General features: G+C 64.8%; 18 protein-coding genes. 16 read left to right on the top strand and 2 right to left on the bottom strand.

The features are described from left to right. Positions 1–5: 5 nt before the first annotated feature. Entirely contained in the window at positions 6–950 is a 945-nt protein-coding gene (locus tag F9Z44_RS14450) for a tripartite tricarboxylate transporter substrate binding protein (RefSeq protein WP_236574143.1), read from the bottom strand. Positions 951–1,211: 261 nt separating this feature from the next. Between F9Z44_RS14450 and F9Z44_RS14445 the strand changes: the two genes are divergently transcribed. From F9Z44_RS14445 to F9Z44_RS22790, 11 genes are all read left to right on the top strand, one after another. After that, positions 1,212–2,210 (top strand): PQQ-dependent catabolism-associated beta-propeller protein, encoded by a 999-nt coding sequence (locus F9Z44_RS14445; protein WP_159607272.1) that lies wholly within the window; start codon positions 1,212–1,214, stop codon positions 2,208–2,210. Next, complete coding sequence (locus F9Z44_RS14440; protein ID WP_159607270.1) at positions 2,210–3,412, top strand: branched-chain amino acid ABC transporter substrate-binding protein; 1,203 nt, start codon at positions 2,210–2,212, stop codon at positions 3,410–3,412. The genes F9Z44_RS14445 and F9Z44_RS14440 overlap by 1 nt, the downstream gene beginning before the upstream one ends. After that, positions 3,394–4,230 (top strand): ABC transporter permease, encoded by an 837-nt coding sequence (locus tag F9Z44_RS14435; protein WP_236574142.1) that lies wholly within the window; start codon positions 3,394–3,396, stop codon positions 4,228–4,230. Before F9Z44_RS14440 ends, F9Z44_RS14435 begins: the two co-directional genes overlap by 19 nt. Beyond that, positions 4,231–5,040 carry a quinoprotein dehydrogenase-associated SoxYZ-like carrier gene (locus tag F9Z44_RS14430; protein ID WP_159607268.1) on the top strand — a complete coding sequence of 270 codons (810 nt, stop codon included), beginning with the start codon at positions 4,231–4,233 and terminating at the stop codon, positions 5,038–5,040. It abuts the gene before it with no gap. Continuing rightward, entirely contained in the window at positions 5,037–6,002 is a 966-nt protein-coding gene (locus tag F9Z44_RS14425; protein WP_159607266.1) for a quinoprotein relay system zinc metallohydrolase 1, read from the top strand. Before F9Z44_RS14430 ends, F9Z44_RS14425 begins: the two co-directional genes overlap by 4 nt. A gap of 313 nt (positions 6,003–6,315) precedes the next feature. After that, positions 6,316–8,013 (top strand): PQQ-dependent methanol/ethanol family dehydrogenase, encoded by a 1,698-nt coding sequence (locus F9Z44_RS14420; RefSeq protein ID WP_159608738.1) that lies wholly within the window; start codon positions 6,316–6,318, stop codon positions 8,011–8,013. Positions 8,014–8,098: 85 nt separating this feature from the next. Next, positions 8,099–8,419 (top strand): c-type cytochrome, encoded by a 321-nt coding sequence (locus tag F9Z44_RS14415; protein WP_159607264.1) that lies wholly within the window; start codon positions 8,099–8,101, stop codon positions 8,417–8,419. Then, positions 8,416–8,976, top strand: a complete 561-nt coding sequence (locus F9Z44_RS14410; RefSeq protein WP_159607262.1) for a hypothetical protein — start codon at positions 8,416–8,418, stop codon at positions 8,974–8,976. Before F9Z44_RS14415 ends, F9Z44_RS14410 begins: the two co-directional genes overlap by 4 nt. 2 nt (positions 8,977–8,978) lie before the next feature. Beyond that, positions 8,979–9,452 (top strand): tetratricopeptide repeat protein, encoded by a 474-nt coding sequence (locus F9Z44_RS14405; protein WP_159607260.1) that lies wholly within the window; start codon positions 8,979–8,981, stop codon positions 9,450–9,452. Between the two features lie 113 nt (positions 9,453–9,565). Beyond that, positions 9,566–10,576, top strand: coding sequence for a catalase family peroxidase (locus tag F9Z44_RS14400; protein ID WP_159607258.1), 1,011 nt, complete (start codon positions 9,566–9,568; stop codon positions 10,574–10,576). Between the two features lie 164 nt (positions 10,577–10,740). Beyond that, on the top strand, positions 10,741–11,301 hold the full coding sequence (locus F9Z44_RS22790; protein WP_159607256.1) for a hypothetical protein: 561 nt from the start codon (positions 10,741–10,743) through the stop codon (positions 11,299–11,301). A gap of 78 nt (positions 11,302–11,379) precedes the next feature. Here the strand turns inward: F9Z44_RS22790 and F9Z44_RS23160 are convergent, their stop codons facing one another. Continuing rightward, on the bottom strand, positions 11,380–13,131 hold the full coding sequence (locus F9Z44_RS23160; protein WP_159607254.1) for a methyl-accepting chemotaxis protein: 1,752 nt from the start codon (positions 13,129–13,131) through the stop codon (positions 11,380–11,382). Positions 13,132–13,455: 324 nt separating this feature from the next. On the opposite strand from F9Z44_RS23160, the gene F9Z44_RS14385 reads away from it, so the two are divergent. Genes F9Z44_RS14385 through F9Z44_RS14365 form a run of 5 tightly spaced genes read left to right on the top strand, consistent with a single transcriptional unit; the run spans position 13,456 to position 20,375 of the window. Then, positions 13,456–16,260 carry a type I restriction endonuclease subunit R gene (locus tag F9Z44_RS14385; protein WP_159607252.1) on the top strand — a complete coding sequence of 935 codons (2,805 nt, stop codon included), beginning with the start codon at positions 13,456–13,458 and terminating at the stop codon, positions 16,258–16,260. A gap of 14 nt (positions 16,261–16,274) precedes the next feature. Then, positions 16,275–17,822, top strand: a complete 1,548-nt coding sequence (locus F9Z44_RS14380) for a restriction endonuclease subunit S (RefSeq protein ID WP_159607250.1) — start codon at positions 16,275–16,277, stop codon at positions 17,820–17,822. Then, entirely contained in the window at positions 17,819–18,607 is a 789-nt protein-coding gene (locus tag F9Z44_RS14375) for a DUF3800 domain-containing protein (protein ID WP_159607248.1), read from the top strand. The genes F9Z44_RS14380 and F9Z44_RS14375 overlap by 4 nt, the downstream gene beginning before the upstream one ends. Next, the gene (locus F9Z44_RS14370; RefSeq protein ID WP_159607246.1) at positions 18,604–18,912 is read left to right on the top strand and encodes a hypothetical protein; all 309 of its coding nucleotides are present in this window, start codon (positions 18,604–18,606) and stop codon (positions 18,910–18,912) included. The genes F9Z44_RS14375 and F9Z44_RS14370 overlap by 4 nt, the downstream gene beginning before the upstream one ends. Further along, positions 18,909–20,375, top strand: coding sequence for a class I SAM-dependent DNA methyltransferase (locus tag F9Z44_RS14365; protein ID WP_159607244.1), 1,467 nt, complete (start codon positions 18,909–18,911; stop codon positions 20,373–20,375). The genes F9Z44_RS14370 and F9Z44_RS14365 overlap by 4 nt, the downstream gene beginning before the upstream one ends. The last annotated feature ends 19 nt before the right edge of the window (positions 20,376–20,394 follow it).

Raw genomic sequence — 20,394 nt, 5'->3', positions numbered from 1 at the left:
GGGGGTCAGGCGCCGTTGGTCTTGGCCAGCAGGTTCATGCGTTGCAGCAGGCGCTTTTCGCGCTCCACCGTTTCCAGCACGGCCCGGCGGTAGTCGCGGGTGTTGAGGTAATCCAGCGTCTGATCGTAGCGGGCCAGTTCCTGCAGGTGGCGCTCGCTTAGCATGGCCTTGGCAAACGCGTCGTGCAGGCGCTGCACCACGGCCTCGGGCGTGCCGTGTGGCGCGGCCAGGCCCCAGGGCGATGTGTAGACGGACTGTTCGTAGCCCAGCTCGCGCAGCGTGGGCGCGTCGGGCCAGCGCGGGCTGCGCTGCGCGCTGAAGATCGCCAGCACGCGGATCTTGCCCTGGTCGACCCAGGGCGCGAAGCCGGTGGAGTTCACGCCCGCCATCACCTGGCCACCGGCCACGGCGAGCATCTGGTCGGCGGTGCCGCGGTAGGGCACGTGCACATAGCGGATGTTGTTCTGCAGCAGGATTTCTTCGGTGGCCAGGTGCGCGGTGGTGCCGATGCCGGTGGAGCCGAGGATGAGTTCACCCGGGCGCGCCCTGGCCCAGGCCAGCAGGTCGTTGAAACTTTTCCACGGGCTGCTGGCCGGCACCAGCACACCAAAGGTGGTGCCCGAGACCTGCACGATGGGGCTGAGGTCGGCCACCGGGTCCCACGGCACCTTGTTCATGAGCGCGTGGCGGTACACGGTGATGGGCACCTGCCCGATGGTGTAGCCGTCGGGCTCGGCCGCCTTGAGCAGTGGCGCCACCTGCGTGCCGGCGGCGCCGGGCTTGTTGATGACCACGATGGGCTGGCCCAGCAGCGGCGCGGCGTCCTCGCACAGGATGCGCAGCGTGAGGTCGGTGGCGCCGCCGGCGGGCCAGGGCACGATGAGCTGGATCGGGCGCTGCGGGAAGGCGCCAGCGGCCTGCGCGAGTGCACTTCGTGTCAGCCCAGACACACCCAGCGTACCGAGCGCGCAGTGAGCACCCCACCCCAGGAACTGTCTGCGCGAAGCAAGTGGCTGCGCAGGGCAGGGTCGGGGGGAGCGTTGTGTCATCGGGGTGTGCCGTTTTGTCTCAGGGTTTGTCCGTAGCAGCAGGGCGGGTCATGCCTGCACCATGCTGGTGGCGGGCGTTTGCAGGCAATTTCCACGCCTGTTGCGCTGGCACTGATTTTGCTGCCCACACGTCAGAACTTACAAAACCAAGGAGACAGTTTGATGCTTCGTTCCGCCCCCGCCGCGCAGGGCTTGCGTTCAATGGTCTGGGCTGCTGTGCTCGGATGTGCGCTGTGCACCCCATTCGCCGCGCTGGCTCAGGGCAAGGTGTACGTGTCCAGCGAGAAGGACAACAAGATCTACGTGTTCGATGCCAAGGGCGAGCGCCAGGCGACCATCGACACCTGCCAGCGCCCGCGCCACATGATGTTCAACGCCAGCCGCAGCCAGATCTACGTGTGCTGCGGCGACAGCAACCAGCTCGGCGTGGTGGACACCGCCAGCGGCAAGATGACCGGAACTGTTCCATTGGGGGACAGTCCGGAGATCTTTGACCTCAGCCCCGATGGCAAGACGGTTTATGTGTCGATCGAAGACGAGAACGTGATGGCCGCCTACGACCTGGCCACGAAGAAACCGTTGTTCGAGGTGAAGACCGGCGGCGAGCCCGAGGGTGTGCTGATCACGCCTGACGGCAAGCTGGCCTACGTCACCTCCGAGGTGGCCAACGTGGTTCACGTCATCGACCTGGGCCAGAAGAAGGTGATCAAGAACATCAAGGTGGGCAAGCGCCCGCGCCGCTTCGTGCTGGCCGAGGGCGGCTCCGAGCTGTGGGTCACCAACGAACTCGACGCCACCGTGAGCGTGGTCAACACCAAGGACCACAGCGTCAAGGCCTCGGTGAAATTTGCAGTGAAGGGCATGCGCGAGGCCGACATCACCCCCGTGGGCATGACGCTGAGCCCCGATGGCAAGACCATGTGGGTCGGCCTGGGCAAGGCCAACCACGTGGCCGAGGTGGACGTGGCGAGCAAGAAGGTGGGCCGCCAGGTGCTGGTGGGCAAACGCGCCTGGGGCCTCAGCATGCACCCGGATGGCAAGACCCTGTATGTGACCAACGGCCTCTCGGACGACATGACGCTGGTGGACACGGCCAACGCCAAGGCCATCAAAACCGTGGCCGTTGGCCGCGTGCCGCACAGCGTGCTGGTGCAGCCCTGATGCCGAAGCCCTTTTTGCGCCGGGCCTCGGCCACGTTCACGCTGGCCACGTTGCTGGCCTGGCCGGCGGTGCAGGCCGCCACCACGCAGATGACCATGGTCGTGATCTCGCTGGCCGGTGATGCGCGCTACGCTGCTCGCCGCGTGGAGCGCGGCTACCCCGGCCATCCGCAGGGCAGGGCGCTGCAGGGCGTGCAGCTGGCGCTGGAAGAAGCCGCCGTCGAGCTCGACACCGCCGGCATCGCACTCACCGTGCGTGACGTGGTGCTGCCCGACATGGCAGCGCTTCCCAAGGCCCTGGCCGACCTGAAAGCCGCCAAGGTGCAGCACCTGGTGGCCGACCTGCCCCTGGCCGAGCTGCGCCAGCTGGTGCAGGCCGCACCCGCCGCACTCGGCGGCGCGGTGGTGTTCAACACCGGCCTGGACGACGACAGCCTGCGCGCTCAGAACTGCGCCGCCCACCTGCTGCACACGCTGCCCAGCGCCAGCATGCGCGCCGACACGCTGGCCCAGTACCTGGCCGCGCGCAACTGGCGCAAGGTGCTGCTGCTGCAAGGCCCGGAGCCGGCCGATGTGTTGATGGGCGAGGCCTTCAACCGCGCCGCCAAACGCTACGGCCTGAAGATCACGCAGACCAAACCCTTCAAGCTCAGCGGCGACCCGCGCGAGCGCGACCTCACCAACACGCGCCTGCTCACCGGCGAGCGCGAGCACGAGGTGGTGGCGGTGATGGACGCCAACGGCGAGTTCGCCCGCACCGTGCCTTACGCCACGCAGTGGCCGCGCCCGGTGGTGGGCGCCAGTGGCCTGGTGGCGCAGGCCTGGCACCCGCAGTGGGAGCGCAACGGCGGCCCGCAGCTCACGCGGCGTTTCCAGAAACTCGCGCAGCGCCCCATGCAGAGCCACGACTGGGCCGCCTGGGCGGCGGGCAAGGCGGTGGCCGCGGTGCTGGTGGACGACCCCAAGGCCGGGGTGCCTCAGCAGCTCAAGAAGCTGCGCGCGGGCGCGGTGGTGATCGACGGCTTCAAAGGCCCGCGCCTGAGCTTTCGCGCCTGGGACGGCCAGCTGCGCCAACCCATGTTCGTGAGCCATGTGGACGGTGTGGTGGGGCTGGCGCCGCTGGAAGGCGTGCTGCATCCCAGGGAAGTGCTGGACACGCTGGGCGTGGACGAACAGGAGAGCGCATGCAAACAACGGCCCTGATGCCTTCCGGGCCCTCGCTGCCCATGCACCTGGCGCGCGCGCTGCGCGCGGTGGTGGGGCGCGAGATCGGGCGCTTCCTGCGCCAGCCTTCGCGCCTGGGCTCGGCGCTGGTGCGCCCGCTGCTGTGGTTCGTGGTGTTCTCGGCGGGTTTCCACAACGTGTTTGGCGTGGCCATCATCCCGCCGTATGAGACCTACATCGAATACAAGGTCTACATGGTGCCCGGGCTGCTGGGCATGGTGGCGCTGTTCAACGGCATGCAGAGCTCTCTCTCGATGGTGTACGACCGCGAGATGGGCGTGATGCGCCTGCTGCTCACCGCGCCGCTGGCGCGCGGCTGGCTGCTGGCTTTCAAGCTGCTCGCGGGCACCTGCCTGTCGGTGCTGCAGATGACGGTGTTCCTGGCCATCTCGTGGGCTTTCGGGGTGGAGATTCCGCTGCTGTACCTGCCCGGCCTGCTGGTGGCCATGGCATGTGGTGCCACGCTGCTGGCCGCGCTCGGCTTGATGCTGTCGGTCTATGTGAAGCAGCTGGAGAACTTTGCCGGCACCATGAACTTCGTGATCTTCCCGATGTTCTTCATCAGCCCCGCGCTGTACCCGCTGTGGAAGCTGGAGGAGTCGGGCGCCTATTGGCTGCTCAAGCTGGCCGAGTTCAACCCCTTCACCCACGCGGTGGAAGCCATGCGCTTTGCGATGTATGGGCAGTTCAACGCCACCGCATGGGCGGTGGTGGTGGTGTGCAGCATCACGTTTTTTGTGCTGGCCCTGTGGGGCTACGACCCGCAACGCGGCTGGATCCGCCAACGAGGTTCCTGAATGGCTCTCATGACACCGGTTGACAAGCACCGCCGCTGGTTCGTCGGCGCTGCCCTGGGCGCGGCCGGTACACCGCTCCTGGCCGCCGTGGACCACACCGGCGGCGACCCGCTGGGCTCCATGCAGTGGCCCGGCTTGCGCAAGCAGTACCTGGGCAATGCGCCCATGCGCTTCTCCAGCGCGGTGGTGGTGAGTGGCCCGGCCTTTGCCGATGACGCCATGAATGTGCCGCTGCTGGTGGACGCGCGCGGCCTGGGCGCCACTGGCGGTGGCGTCGTGCGCATCCAGGTGGTGGTGGACCGCAACCCGGTGCGCGAGGTGCTGGAGTTCGAGCCGCTCAAGGCCTTGCCCATGCTGGCTTTTCGCATCCGCATGGAGCAGGCCTCGCCCGTGCGCGCCCTGGTGCAGACGCGCGACGGTGCCTGGCACGTGGGCAGCACCTGGGTGCAGGCGGCCGGTGGCGGCTGCACGGTGCCCGGCGCCACGCGCGCCGACGGTTCGTGGAGCCGCTCGCTCAACCAGGTGCAGGCGCGCTTCTTCAACAACGTGCTCGAAGGCAGCCGCCGCCTGCGGGTGCGCGTGATGCACCCCATGGACACCGGGCTGGTGGCCGGCATCCCGGCCTTCTACATCGAGCAGCTGCAGCTGGTGGACGGCGCGGGCGTGCCCTGGTGGCGCCTTGCGCTGCACGAGCCGGTGTCGGAGAACCCGCTCATCACCTTCGAACTGCCTCCGCAGTACGGCAGTGGTTTCCGGCTGGTGGGGCGCGACAACAATGGCAACCGGATCGATGCGGAGGTGAGCGCATGAGAGTGCTGCTGGCCTGGCTGATCGCCACCTTCGCCAGCGTGGCCATGGCGCAGGCCCGGCCTGACATGGCCCGCCTCGACTACGACCTGCGCCCGCGCCAGATCGCCGAGCGCACCTGGATCATCGAGGGTGCGGTGGAAGACTTCTCGCGCACCAACGGCTGCAACATCATCAACACCGCCTTCATCGCCACCGGCGCGGGCGTGGTGGTGGTCAATACCGGGCCTTCCCGGCTTTATGGCGAGCAGCAGCGCCGCGCCATCGAGCGCGTCACGCGCGAGCCGGTGGTGCGCGTGCTCAGCCTCAACCTGCACCCCGATTACTTCTTCGGCAACCAGGCCTGGGCCGACCGGCCCACGCAGGCGCTGCCAGGCAGCATCAGCGGCATGCAGGCTGAAGGCAGGGCCTATGCCGACAACCTCTACCGCCTGTGCGGCGACTGGATGAAGGCCACCGAGTCCACGCCCTCGCGCCAGCCGGTGGAGCCCGGGGTGCTGCAGATTGGTGGCCACAAGCTGGAGCTGCGCCGCCTGAGCGGCCACACCAGCGACGACCTGGTGCTCATTGACCACACCACCAGCGTGCTGTTTGCCGGAGGCCTGGTGTTTGCCAGCCGCGTGCCCACCACGCCGCACGCCGACTTTGAAGCCTGGCAGGCCAGCCTGGCGAAGCTGTCGCAATGGATCACCACGGAGAAGATCCGTCAGGTGGTGCCCAGCCACGGCCCGCTGCACAGCGGCCTGGGTGGCGTGGAACAGACGCGCGACTGGCTGCGCTGGCTCACCACCCAGATGCGCGAGAGCGCCGAGCGCGGGCTCGACCTGAGCGAGGTGCTGCGCCTGCCGGTGCCCGAGCGTTTCCAGGGCTGGGCCGCCCAGCCCGCCGAGCTGCACCGCAGCCTGACCCAGTGGTACCCGCGCTACGAGCAGCGGGTGCTGGCCGCTCCCGCGTCCAGGCGCTGAGCGCCAACTGTTGCAGGCCCGCGGGCCTGTGATTCATTTCTGAACACTGTCACCACGGCGTCACAGCCGCCAGAGGTGACATGGCGCAGTTGCGCTCGCCGTGGGGGGCAAGAGGTACTCGAAAACCCTAGGAAAAGCCGCTCGGCGCCACGCCGCGCACCCTGGCACAGATGTTGCCATTCAAGTCCCGTGCAGCCCACGGACCGATCTGTCGCGTCGGGCATCACGAGCAGCCGGGCATGTTGCACGGAGGCAGCCATCCAACCCACAGACGAGCAGGAGACAAACTGTGAAACGCACTCTACTGAGCCTCATGATCATGGCCGCCACGGCCCACGTTGGCGCGCAGGGCGTCACCGACGCCATGATCGCCAACGACGCCAAGTCGCCCGAGAACGTGTTGAGCTGGGGCCTCGGTACCCAGGGTCAGCGCCACTCCGAACTCAATGGCATCACCGCCAAGAACATCAGCAAGCTGGTGCCGGCGTGGTCCATGTCGTTCGGCGGTGAAAAGCAGCGCGGCCAGCAGTCTCAGCCGCTGGTCAACAAGGGCAAGATGTTCGTCACGGCCTCCTACTCGCGCATCTACGCGGTGGACACCAAGACCGGCGAGAAGCTCTGGAAGTACGAGCACCGCCTGCCCGAAGGCATCATGCCCTGCTGCGACGTGATCAACCGTGGCGCCGCCCTGTATGACAACCTGGTGATCTTCGGCACGCTCGACGCCCAGCTGGTGGCCCTGGACCAGGACACCGGCAAGGTGGTGTGGCGCGAGAAGATCGACGACTACGCCGCCGGCTACAGCTACACCGCCGCGCCCCTGATCGCACAAGGCCTGCTCATGACCGGTGTCTCCGGCGGTGAGTTCGGCGTGGTTGGCCGCGTGGAAGCGCGCGATCCCAAGACCGGCAAGATGGTCTGGTCGCGTCCCGTGGTCGAAGGCCACATGGGCTACAAGGACGGCAAGGAAAACGGTATTTCCGGCACCACCAACGCCAGCTGGCCCGGCGAGACCTGGAAAACCGGCGGAGCCACCCCGTGGCTGGGCGGCACCTACGACCCGAAGACCGGCCTGGCCTACTTCGGCACCGGCAACCCCGGCCCATGGAACAGCCATGTGCGCAAGGGTGACAACCTGTACTCGGCCTCCACCGTGGCGATCGACCCCAAGACCGGCAAGATCGTGTGGCACTACCAGAACACGCCCAACGACGGCTGGGACTACGACGGTGTGAACGAGTTCGTCACCTTCGACATGGACGGCAAGCGCATGGGCGCCAAGGCAGACCGCAACGGCTTCTTCTACGTGAACGACGCCGCAACCGGCAAGCTGGTCAACGCCTTCCCGTTCGTGAAGAAAGTGACCTGGGCCACCGGCATCGATCTGAAGACCGGCCGTCCTAACTTTGACGACACCAACCGTCCTGGCGACCCGACCGCCGCTGGCGGCGACGGCGCCAAGGGCAAGTCGGTGTTCTCCGCTCCCGGCTTCCTGGGTGGCAAGAACCAGATGCCCATGGCATACAGCCCGCGCACCGGCCTGTTCTATGTGCCCACCAACGAATGGGGCATGGAGATCTGGAACGAGCCGATCACCTACAAGAAGGGCGCTGCCTACCTGGGTGCGGGCTTCACCATCAAGCCGCTGTTCGAAGACCACATCGGCTCGCTGCGCGCGATCGATCCCAAGACCGGCAAAGTGGCCTGGGAAGTCAAGAACAACGCGCCGCTGTGGGGTGGTGTGCTGACCGCGGGCGACCTGGTGTTCTGGGGCACGCCTGAGGGTTACCTCAAGGCAGCCGATGCCAAGACCGGCAAGGTCGTGTGGCAGTTCCAGACCGGCTCCGGCGTGGTGGCTCCTCCCATCACCTGGACCGAAGGCGGCGAGCAGTACGTGAGCGTGGTCTCCGGCTGGGGCGGCGCCGTGCCTCTGTGGGGCGGTGAAGTGGCCAAGAAGGTCAACTTCCTGGAGCAGGGCGGCTCCGTCTGGACCTTCAAGCTCGCGAAGTGATGTTCCAAGGTGCCGGCCGGGTGCGGTGCACGCGCCGGGTCGGCACCTTTTTCTTTGACCCCGTCAGTTTTCAAGCGGACCTGCCATGCGCTCGATTCTCATCATTGCCACCCTGATCACCAGTGCCAGCGCCTTTGCGCAGGCCAACCTGGCCGGCGCCCCCGACCTGGCCAAAGCCAGCGGCTGTTATTCGTGCCATGCCAATGGCGAAAAAGTGGTGGGCCCTGCCTTTGCGGCCATCGCCGAAAAATACGCGACCGAGAAAGACGCTGCTGCGTCGCTCGCGCAATCCATCCAGAACGGCTCCAAGGGCAAATGGGGCCGCATTCCCATGCCAGCCCACCCCAGCCTGAGCACGACCGATCTCAAGACCCTCTCGACCTGGGTGCTGACCGTCAAGCCATGACGGATTTGCGTGCGCTCGCCCTGGTCCTGCTGCTGTGCGGGGGCGGCGTGCACGCGTTTGATTTCTCCGGCGAGAAGGCGCTGATCGCCGTCACCAGGGACGGCGCGCGCACGACGATCGGCCGCGTGGTGTTCACGCCCGCCGCCAGTGGCGCCAGTGCCTTCAAGGTGCAGATGGACTACGCAGTGATGCGCGACCATTTCCTCTCCATGCGCGAGTTCAAGTGCCTGCCGGCCGAGCAGGAGATCTCCTGCTTCGTGCCGTATCCGTATGCACAGCCCGGCACGGCTTCCAGCACCCAGCTTGCGTGGCTGGAACACAGCCTGCTGTTCTTCTACAAACAGCCCAAGGATTTCGGCGCCAAGCTCTGGAACGGCATCGTCTTCAAGTTCACCACCACGCCCACCGCGCTGGTGGGCCAGCCGCAGGCGGTGGACCTCAACCGCATCGGTGTGCCGCCCGACAACCTGAGCGTGCCGCCTTACGGTCCGATGGACCGCGATCCCTTCACGCCCGGCGCGCGCTGGCTCACCGAGCTGCGCATCGAGTCTTTGTGACCATGGACGCGGAAGCTGACGTGTTCCATCCGCGCACCGTGCTTGGTGCGGCCCTGGTGATGCTCACCTGCGTCTCCCGGACGCAGGACAGCCACCGCGACGATTGGCTGCGCGACCCCGCTTCGGGCAACCACAAGGCCTTTGCCCAATTCAGGATGGCGCACTACACCGAGGCTCGCGAAGTGTGGGAAACACTGGCCGAGGTGGGCAACGGCGAAGCACTGTTCAACCTGGGCATCCTCGCTGAAGAAGGCCTGGGTGAGCCGAAGAACATGAAGAAGGCTGAGACGTTCTACGACCGTGCCGCGCGCGCCGGCAACTGCAAGGCCAGGTACCGTCTGGGCATGTTGTATGCCGCCGGCACCCGGCTGCCGCGCGACGCGGAGAAGGCTCGCATCTACCTCACGCAGGCCGCGCAGGTCGGCGACAAGGACGCCAGCGCCGCCCTGATCGTGTTGGGACTGATCGGTGCGTAGGGCCTTGTGGCTGCGCCTGGCGCGTCCAGCCTGACATCCAACAGAATCCGCAATGCGGCTGTTTTCTTCCCCCTTTCTCGACATCTCCCACCACCAACTTTGCGAGCCCCACCATGAACAATGCCCTCTCGATGCCTGCCTGGATGACGGTCGTTGCCTGTGCGGCGGCGACCCTCGGCTCGTCCGCCTCGGCCCAGGTCGATCCCACCCGCATGGTGGACGCGTTCGAGCGCGCCGGTGGCAAGTTCGAGGGCTTCCGCCGCTCGGGCGCCAAGGGCGTGTGCGCCACGGCCGAATTCGTGGGCAATGCGCAGGGCCGGGAGCTGTCGGTGTCGTCGGCCTTCAGTGGCCAGCCGGTGCCCGTGCTGGCGCGCTTCTCGATCGGTGGCGGCAACCCCAAGGCACCTGACAACGGCAAGAGCCAGCGCAACATGGCACTGCAATTTGACCTGCCGGGCAACGAAACCTGGCAGATGGGCAACATCTCGGCACCTGTCTTCGGCGCGTCCTCGCCCGAACAGATGCTGGCTCGCCTGGAAGCGGTCGCACCCGATCCCGAGACGAAGAAGCCGAACCCGGAGAAGGTGAAGGCGTTCAACGACGCCAACCCCGACACCTTGCTGCAGGGCAAGTATTTCGCGAGCCAGCCGGTGCCCGCGAGTTTCGGCAAGGTGAACTACTGGGGTGTGCACGCCTTCGCGTTTGTCGATGCGCGTGGCAAGAAACAATTCGGCAAGTGGATCTTCGAGCCGGTCGGAGGCACGCAGAGCCTCACCGACGAGGAAGCCCAGGCCAAAGGAGCGGATTTCCTGCACGCTGACCTGCGTCAGCGTGTGGCAGCGGGTGTGGTGGCCTTCGACTTCAACCTGCAACTCGCCCAGCCGGACGACAAGCTGGACAGCGCCGTGATCCCCTTGCCGCAGGATCGCAAGAAAGTGACCCTGGGACGCCTCACGATCAAGTCGGTGGCCGCGGATTCGACAGGCCCCTGTGTGGCGATCAACTTCAACCCGATGGTGCTGCCCAAGGGCGTGGAGCCTTCGAGCGATCCGATGCTCGCTGCGCGCGCCGCGCCGTACGCAGTGTCGCTGGGGCGCCGCCTGGGTGAAGGCCCCAAGCAGTGAGTTGAATCCGGGTGAAGGGGTGCCGCCATGAGGCGACAGTGTGCGCTGGCGCACACCCCGGTGACGTCTGGTGGCTCAAACCTACCGCTGGTAACCATTGAGCCCCCTGCGCGCAACATGGCCCCGTTAGCATGGTCCGTGACACAACAACCCAGGAGTCATCCATGAAACACACCCATCCCCTGTTGCTCAAGACCGGCCTGTGCATTGCGCTGTTTGCAGCAACAGGCGCATTCGCCCAGACAACCGTGGACGTGACGGTGACCACCGCACCAACGACCACCACCACGACCACCACGGCGGCGGCGCCCAAGCAGGACTTTGCGACCAACATCGCCAAGGCCGACCTGGCCAAGCAAGGCATCGCCAATCCCACCAGCGCCGAGCTCGGCATGGCAACCGCCAACGTGCAAGGTCTGCGCGACAGCGGCATGGGCTGGGGCGCCATCGCCAATTCGCTGGGCCTGCGCCTGGGTGATGTGGTGAGTGCGGCCAACAAGGCGAAGAAGGCGGACGATGCCCGCGTGGCCAGCACGGCCAAGTCCCAGAAGACCGCCAAGGCCACCACCGAGAAGAGCCGCACCACGGTGGCATCGGCCTCAACGGGCACCGGCCTGTCCGCCGGTGGCCAGGGCGGCAGTGGTGGCCACGGTGGTGGCAAGGGCGGCGGTAACGGTGGCGGCAATGGCGGTGGAAACGGCGGCGGGGGCGGCGGCAAACGCTGATCCACCAGCGCCTTCGTTCCCCAACGCAATCAGCCGCCCTCGGGCGGCTGATTGCATTTCAGGGAGCTTAGGGCGTGCTCAGAAAGATTCCCAGTCACCCGCCGCATCGGCCGTGGCCTGCGCGGGTTCGCGCCTGGCGACGGGCTGAGCGGCCGGCTGCTTGACCGCTGGCAGGGCCGGGCGGCTTGCGGGTTTCTTCAGCGCCGCAGGCGTCGGTGACTTTTTGGGTGCCACCACGGGCGCGTGGGTGCGCACCACGGGTGTCACGGCACTGAAGCCCACCTGGTTGCCCGAGAGGCGGAACACCGCCACCGCCTGCACCAGGTCGGTGGCCTGGGTGCGCAGGCTGCTGGCCGCGGCGGCCATCTCTTCGACCAGTGCGGCGTTCTGCTGCGTGGCCTGGTCCATCTGGGTCACGGCTTCGCCGATCTGGCCCACGCCGTCGCTCTGCTCTTTGCTGGCCGAGCTGATCTCGCCCATGATGTCGGTGACGCGCCTCACGCTGTCCACCACCTCGTTCATGGTGGCGCCGGCCTTGTCCACCAGCGCCGTGCCGCTTTCCACGCGCTCCACGCTGTCGTTGATGAGCTGCTTGATCTCTTTGGCGGCAGCGGCACTGCGCTGCGCCAGGTTGCGCACCTCGCCGGCCACCACCGCGAAGCCGCGGCCTTGTTCGCCGGCGCGGGCCGCTTCCACCGCGGCGTTGAGCGCGAGGATGTTGGTCTGGAAGGCGATGCCGTCGATCACGCTGATGATGTCGCTGATCTTGCGGCTGCTCTCGTTGATGCCCTTCATGGTGTCGACCACCTGGCTGACCACCTGACCGCCCTCCATGGCCACTTTCGAGGCGCTCTGCGCAAGCTGGTTGGCCTGCAGGGCGTTGTCGGCGTTCTGGCGCACGGTGGAAGAGAGTTCTTCCATCGAGGCGGCGGTCTCCTCCAGCGCGCTGGCCTGGCTCTCGGTGCGTGAGCTCAGGTCCTGGTTGCCCTGGGCAATCTGCTCGCTGGCGGTCGACACCGATTCGGAGCCGGTGCGCACACGGCCCACCACCTGCACCAGGCCGGCCTGCATTTCAGACAGGGCCTGCATCAGCACGCCGGTCTCGTCCTTGGATTTCACCTCGACCACACGGGTCAGGTCGCCGGCGGCCACCGAACGGGCGAGCTCCACGGCGCTGTTGATGGGGCCCGTGATGGAGCGGATGATCCACGTCGCTACGGTTGCCGCCAGCACCGCTGCAAGCAGCACCGCGACCGCGATCGTGATGATGAGTGTCTTGACCGTGTCCTGGGCGGTCTGGCTGGCCACCTGTGCGCCTTCGGTCTGGAAGGCCACGGCTTCGTCGATGACCTTGAAATAGGCCAGCTGGACCGGGCGCACGGTGTCGAACAGGAAGGCAATGGCCGGTTCGCGCTGACCAGCGTCGATCATCTCGATGAACTTGTCCACCGCGACGCGGAATGGCTTGCGTGCCTCCTGCAGCCTGGCCTGGAATTCGCGGCCTTTTTCCGAGGTGATCAGGGCATCCACCTTGGTGGTGATGTCGTTGACCTTGCCGCGGGATTCGGTGATGGCCTGTTTTTCCTGCGTCACCTTGGCGAGGTCGGTGAACAGGGCGATGTTGCGGATGGCGCGCGCCTGGAAGTTGGCCTCGTCGCGCACGAGTTCCATCTCGGCAATGACGGTCATGCGCCGCTCGGTGATGTCGACCAGGTCGGTCTCCACCGACATGGTGCGCACGACGCTGAGCGCGCCGATGGCCAGCAGCATGGCCACCAGCAGGGTGAACGCGCCGATCAGGCGGGTTGAGATCTTGAGGTTGCTGAACATGGTGGTTCCGATCGTGGTTGGTCTCGGGAGACAGCACCTCGGAGAAGGGGTGCCGCGCCCGGTTGTTCAATGCGGGCCAGATCCGGATGGCATGTGGCTTGTAGGGTCTATCGACCGCATCTGCGCCTAATTTAAGGAAATCGCGTCGGCCTGAAGGGCCGATAAGCACCGGATTGCCGTTGCTGTCGGCGGGTTTGGGATGGAGCGCCGAGGTCAAGGCAACCCACCGACCCCCCTTCTTTCTTCCAACTAAACTCATCGCACCCACATTGATTTCCATCGCGCAACCCCCTCCGGGCGACGCAGGCACCAGGGAGCACCGGCATGACGCCCGAAGCGAAAGCGCGAGAGACCATCGACAGCCGACTTGAAGAATCCGGCTGGACCGTGCAGGACATGAAGATGCTCAACCTGGGTGCTTCCGTTGGCGTGGCTGTGCGTGAGTACCCCACCGACACCGGCCCGGCTGACTATGTGCTTTTTGTTCACCGTCAGCCTGTAGGCGTCATTGAAGCCAAGCGCAACGAGGCGGGTGAAAACCTCACCGCCACGGAAGTTCAAACCGAGCGCTATGCCAGTGCAGCCCTCAAGTGGCGCAAAGACAAGACGCCTTTGCCTTTTCTGTTTGAAGCCACCGGTGAAATCGTCCGCTTCACCGACGGGCGCGACCCAGCCCCGCGTTCTCGCGAGGTCTTTCACTTCTTCCGCCCCGAACAATTGGCCGAGTGGCTCGCACAGCCCGACAGCCTGCGCGCGCGGTTGGCCAAGGCCATGCCTGCGCTGCCCCAGCAAAACCTGCGCGACTGCCAGACCAGCGCCGTCACCGGGCTGGAAACCTCGCTCGCCGCCAACCGCCCCCGCGCGCTCATTCACATGGCCACCGGCGCTGGCAAGACCTTCACCGCCATCACGGCGGTCTACCGCTTGCTCAAATTCGGCGGTGCCAAGCGCGTGCTGTTTCTGGTGGACACCCGCAACCTTGGCAAGCAGGCCCACCAGGAGTTCATGGCGTACACGCCGCCCGACGACGGCCGCAAGTTCACCGAGCTGTACAACGTGCAGCGCCTCTCCAGCGCCGCCATCGATCCGCATGCACAGGTGTGCATCTGCACCATCCAGCGCATGTATTCCGTGCTCAGCGGTGTGCCCATCGACGAAGCAGCCGAGGACGTGTCGCTCAATGAGGTGATGCCGGCCGCCAAGGCGCCCAAACCCGTGCGCTACAACCCCGCCGTGCCGGTGGAAGCGTTTGACTTCATCGTCATCGACGAATGCCACCGCAGCATCTACAACCTGTGGAAGCAGGTGCTCGACTACTTCGATGCCTTCCTCATTGGTCTCACCGCCACACCCGACAAACGCACCTTCGGTTTCTTCAGCGAAAACATCGTGGCGGCGTACAGCTACGAGGAGTCCGTGGCCGATGGTGTGAACGTGGGCTACGACGTGTGGGAAATCAACACCGAAGTCAGCCAAAAGGGCGCCACGCTGGAAGCCAGGATGTGGGTGGACCACCGGGACCGAGCCACGCGCAAGAAGCGCTGGGGCGAAACCGAAGAAGAAGTCACCTACAGCCCGCAGCAGCTGGATCGCTCGGTGGTCAACCTCAGCCAGATCCGCCAAGTGATCCAGGCCATGAAGCGCGCGGTGGAAACGCAGATATTCCCCGAGCGCAAGGAAACACCCAAGACCCTGATCTTTGCCAAGACAGACAGCCACGCAGACGACATCGTCAACACCGTGCGCGAGGTCTACGGCCAGGGCAATGCCTTCTGCCGCAAAGTGACCTACACCGAGAAAGACGCCGAAGGTGTTCTCTCCAGCTTTCGCAACGATCACCACCCCCGCATCGCCGTCACGGTGGACATGATCGCTACCGGCACCGACGTGAAGCCACTGGAGGTGTTGCTGTTCATGCGCGATGTGCGCAGCAAGGGCTACTACGAGCAGATGAAAGGCCGCGGCGTGCGCAGCCTCAGCGCCGACGGTTTGCAACGCGTGAGCAACAGCGCCCCCGGCGCCAAAGACCGCTTCGTGCTGATCGACGCCGTGGGCGTTGAGAAGTCGCTCAAGACCGAGAGTCGCCCGCTGGAGAAAAAGCCCACCGTGCCGCTCAAAGACCTGATGCTCCAGGTTCACATGGGTCTGCGCGACGACGACACCTGCCTCAGCCTGGCCAACCGCCTCGTGCGCCTGGGCAAGCAGCTCGACGACAAAGCCCGCGCCCGCATTGAAAAGTCTGCTGCCGGCGTGCCGGTGAACGAATTGGGCAAAGCCCTCATCAACGCACTCGACCCCGACAAGATCGCCGATGCAGCGCTGGCCACCGCGCGGGCGCGCGGCATCACGCGCAGCCTGGACAGCCTCACGCTGGATGAACTGGCCGAAGCCCGCGCCACCCGTGTGGACGCAGCCTGTGCCCCGTTTGATTCACCCGCGCTGCGCGAAGACATTGAAAGCGCTCGCCGCGAGCGCGAGCAGGTGATCGACCACGTCAACCTCGACCGCGTCACCAGCTCCGGCTACAGCCCGCAACTGCAAGAGCAGGCGAATAAAGACGTGGCCGGCTTTGCAGCGTTCATTCAGGCCCACAAGCAAGAGATCGAAGCGCTCGCCTTCTTCTACCAGCAGCCCTACCAGCGCCGTGCGCTCACGCTGGAGATGATTGAAGACCTTCACGAACGCCTGCAGCGCCCGCCGCTCATGCTCACCACCGAGCGCCTGTGGGCCGCGTACGCCCGCGTGCGCGAGAGCCAGGTCAAAGGCGGTGGCCGCCAGCGTCAGCTCACCGACCTGGTGTCCATGGTGCGTTTTGCCATTCAGCTCGATGCCACTGCGGGCGAGGCGGCCGCTGCGGTAGAGTTGCGCCCTTTCCAGGACGAGGTGGACAAACGCTTCCAAGCCTGGATCTTCCGGCACAACGCCCAGCGCGGCACCGCCTTCACCCCCGAACAGACCGACTGGCTGCGCCTCATCAAAGACCACATCGCCGCGAGCTGCTGCATTGCTCGGGATGACTTTGACGCGGGGGCACTGGCCAACCAGGGTGGGTTGCAGAGGGCTTGGGGTGTGTTCGGGGCGGCGTTGGATGGGTTGATGAATGAAATGAATGAGGAGTTGGTGGCGTGAGCCACGGTTGACCTATGGCACTGACGAAATCTGTCTCCGAGATCATTGAAGGAGACAGTTCTGGCCTACTGGCCATTCATCCAAGTTGGGAGCGCGTTCCTCTGGCAGAGGTTGGGTGCGTCTTGAACGGCTTTCCATTCGATTCCGCCCAATTCAGCAATTCAGAGGGGATCCCGCTGGTGCGCATTCGCGACGTGGTGAGTGGAGAGACAAGAACCTTTTATGTCGGTGCGTTTGACTCGTCGTATGTGGTCAGGGCCGGTGATTTGCTTGTTGGTATGGACGGGGATTTCAATACAGCCCGGTGGCGCAGTGCAGACGCCTTGCTCAACCAGCGGGTTTGCAAAATCGAGATTGATGCACGCTTCTATGTGCCCGGACTGCTGGATCGCGTGTTGCCTGCTTACCTTGGAGCGATCCACGCTGAAACGTCGTCAGTCACTGTCAAGCACCTTTCCTCGCGGACTATCGAGGACATACGTCTGCCGTTGCCTCCGCTGGCTGAGCAGCACCGGCTTGCGGAAAAGCTCGATGAGCTGTTCACTGAACTCGACGCCGGTGTGGCCGAACTGCTGGCCGCACAGAAGAAGTTGGCGCAGTACCGCCAGTCGCTGCTGAAGGCTGCAGTGGAAGGCGCGCTCACCGCCGACTGGCGCGCTGTGCACCCGCCGCAGGAAAGTGGCGAGGCGCTGCTCGCGCGCATCCTGCAAGAGCGCCGCGCCCGCTGGGAAGCCCGGCAGCTCGACAAGTTCAAAGCCCAAGGCAAGGCGCCACCCAAGGGCTGGCAGACCAAGTACACGGAGCCTTTGTCTCCCCAGACGAATGAATTGCCCGCATTGCCTCAGGGGTGGACTTGGGCTTCGCTTGGTCAGTTGCTTGAGAGTCTGTCAAGCGGTTCGCGTGATTGGTCGCCCTACTACGACCGCGGCAGTTGTGTCTTCGTGATGGCTCAGAACGTGCGCGCTTGGCGTCCAGACTTCTCGTTTCGCCAGTTTGTTGACCCCCCGTTGGGTGATCGTGATCGCGCTCGCTCGGAGGTCAAGAAAGACGATTTGCTCGTGACGATCGTTGGAGCCAATACAGGGCAGGTCTGTCGGATAGATACGGAGCTGGATTCCCACTTCGTTTGTCAAAGCGTGGCATTGCTCCGACTTGTGCAGGCCGATTCATCTGAATACGTGAACGCAGTTTTAAATAGCGAGGGGCATGGGCAACTGCAGTTTCGCGAAATGAACTACGGAGCAGGGCGCCCACACCTGAGCTTCGATCAGCTCGAGTCAGTCCGTATTCCTTTGCCACCGTTCGAGGAACAACTTGAGATCGTTAAACAAGTGGAGTCTGCGCTGACAGCGACGAAGCAGATGGAGTCTGAGTTCGTCCATCTGTGCAGGCAAGCCGCCGCCCAGCGCCAGAACATCCTCCATTCCGCCTTCACCGGCCAACTGGTGCCCCAAGACCTGGCAGACGAGCCTGCCAGCGCATTGCTGGCGCGCATCCGCGCCGAGCGCGCCGAGGTGGAGGCCGCAAAAAAATCGCCTGGGCGCAAGAAGGCCGCCGCATGACCACCAGTTTTGTCGCCTACGTGGACGAGTCGGGCTGTGAAGGCTTCAAGTTCATGGACAACGAACAGGGCAGTTCGCGCTGGTTCGTGTTGTCGGCACTGGTGGTGCGCAAGGAAAACGATCTGCAGGTGGTGCAGCTGGCCCGCCAGGCGCGTGAGTTGCTGAAGAAGCAGCCCAAGCAGGTGCTGCACTTTCGCGATCTCAAACACGAGCAACGCGTGCCGTTGGCACGGTTGGTGGGCAGTGCGCCGCTGCGCACGGTGAATGTGCTGATTCACAAGCCGTCGATCCCCGAGCCCGAGGTGTTTCAACAGCAGCGCTATTCGCTGTACCGCTACGCGACACGGTTGCTGGCCGAGCGGGTGTCGTGGTTGTGCCGGGACAACCGGCGCACAGGCGTGGGCGATGGGCGGGTGGAGATGGTGTTTTCCAACCGCAGCGCCATGTCCTACGACGAACTGCGTGGTTACCTGCAGAAGCTGAAAGACGAGCCTTCCAACGGCGTGCGGGTGGACTGGAACGTGATCGATCCCGCGCTCATTCGCGCCGTGAACCACGATCAGTTGGCCGGTCTGCAGTTGGTGGACGCGGTGGCTTCGGGTCTGTTCTTCTCAGTGAACAAGAATCCGTATGGCGAGGTGGAAGACCGCTATTTGCGTCTGCTCAGCCCAACGCTGTACCGCCATCAGCAGCGGCTGGACGGCTATGGTTTGAAGTTCTGGTGCGGCGATGCGACCGAGGTGGCGCGTGTGCTGGGCACAGCCGATGCGGCTCGCAAACCATGATCACCAAGCAAAACGCCCGCAGTGAGCGGGCGTTGGGCAAAAAAGGTGCAGGCCCTGAGGTCGAGGATCCCACCCGTTCGGGCTGTTGCCGTTTCCAGCAACCTCTACATTCTCACGCTTGCCTGCCGGGTGGATTTTACGGTACCGGATCCGGAACGGCGAGCGGTTTTTTGCTTGATGGGTACTTGATGGAACCCCTGTCGATGAGCCCGGTGCGGTGGCTTGTTTCTGAAAAACATATGAAAAACAACAGCTTGCAGCTTTCGAATTTGCTTGATGGGTACTTGATAAGGGCGGCCGCATGAACACCTCCACCCTGATCCAGAAGGTCTGGAATTTCTGCCACACGCTCAAGGACGACGGCGTGGGCTACGGCGACTACCTGGAGCAACTGACCTACCTGTTGTTCCTGAAGATGGCACATGAGTACACGCAGGAGCCGTACAACCGGCAGACCCACGTGCCCAAGAGCTGCGACTGGGCGAGCCTGCGCAAGAAGACGGGCGAACCGCTGGAGGCGCACTACCTCACCATCCTGCAGCGGCTGGGGCATGAGCCGGGCATGCTGGGCGCGATTTTCTTCAAGGCACAAAACAAGATCCAGGACCCGGCGAAGCTCAGCCGCTTGGTGCAGATGATCGACGCCGAGAGCTGGGTCGGCATGGACGCCGACACCAAGGGCGATCTGTACGAAGGCCTGCTGCAGAAGAACGCCGAAGACACCAAGAGTGGCGCAGGCCAGTACTTCACGCCGCGCGCGGTGATCCAGGCCATGGTGGAGTGCGTGCGCCCCGAGCCTTTGAAGACGGTGGCGGATCCGGCCTGTGGCACGGGCGGCTTTTTTCTGGGTGTGCACCAGTGGCTGACGCGCCCGGGCCAGACGCTGAACAAGAAGCAGGCGACGTTCCTGAAAGACAAGACGTTCTACGGCAACGAGATCGTGGCGAGCACGCGCCGCCTGTGTTTGATGAACCTGTTTCTGCACAACGTGGGCGACATGGTGGAAGAGCCGCTGGTGCAGCGGGCCGATGCGTTGATCAGCGAGCCTCCACAACACGTTGACTACGTGTTGGCGAATCCGCCGTTTGGCAAGAAGAGCAGCATGACCTTCACCAACGAAGAGGGTGAAGAAGACCGCGACGCGCTGACCTATGAGCGCCAGGATTTCTGGACCACCACGAGCAACAAGCAGCTGAACTTTCTGCAGCACATCGTGAGCATGCTGAAGGTGACGGGCAAGGCGGCGGTGGTGCTGCCCGACAACGTGTTGTTTGAAGGGGGCGCGGGCGAGAAGATTCGCCGCAAGTGGCTGGAGACTTGTGATGTGCACACCATCTTGCGGTTGCCTACCGGCATTTTTTACGCGCAAGGCGTGAAGGCGAACGTGGTGTTTTTCGACGCGGCTCCAAAAGACGGCCGCACCCACACCCAGGGCGTGTGGTTCTACGACTTGCGCACCAACAAACACTTCACGCTGAAGACGCGCACGCTGAGCGTGGCCGACCTGCAAGATTTCGTGGCTTGCTACCACCCTGAGAACCGGCACCAACGCACCGAAAGCGAACGCTTCAAGTTCTACCCGGTGGCTGATTTGCTGGCGCGTGACAAGGCCAGCCTGGATGTGTTCTGGCTCAAAGACGACAGCCTGGACAACCTGGCCGATTTGCCCCCGCCTGATGTGCTGCAACAGGAAATCATCGACCACCTGGAAGCCGCGTTGGCGGCTTTCAGGGACGTGGCTGCAGGCTTGCCACGCTCTGTGAACTGACGGGCCTCAGCGCCACCAC

Origin of the sequence: Hydrogenophaga sp. PBL-H3, from assembly GCF_010104355.1 — a bacterium.
In the GTDB taxonomy this organism is placed as follows: domain Bacteria; phylum Pseudomonadota; class Gammaproteobacteria; order Burkholderiales; family Burkholderiaceae_C; genus Hydrogenophaga.
Note: the sequence above shows the minus strand (reverse complement) of the source record. Positions and strands in the feature narration are given on the sequence as shown.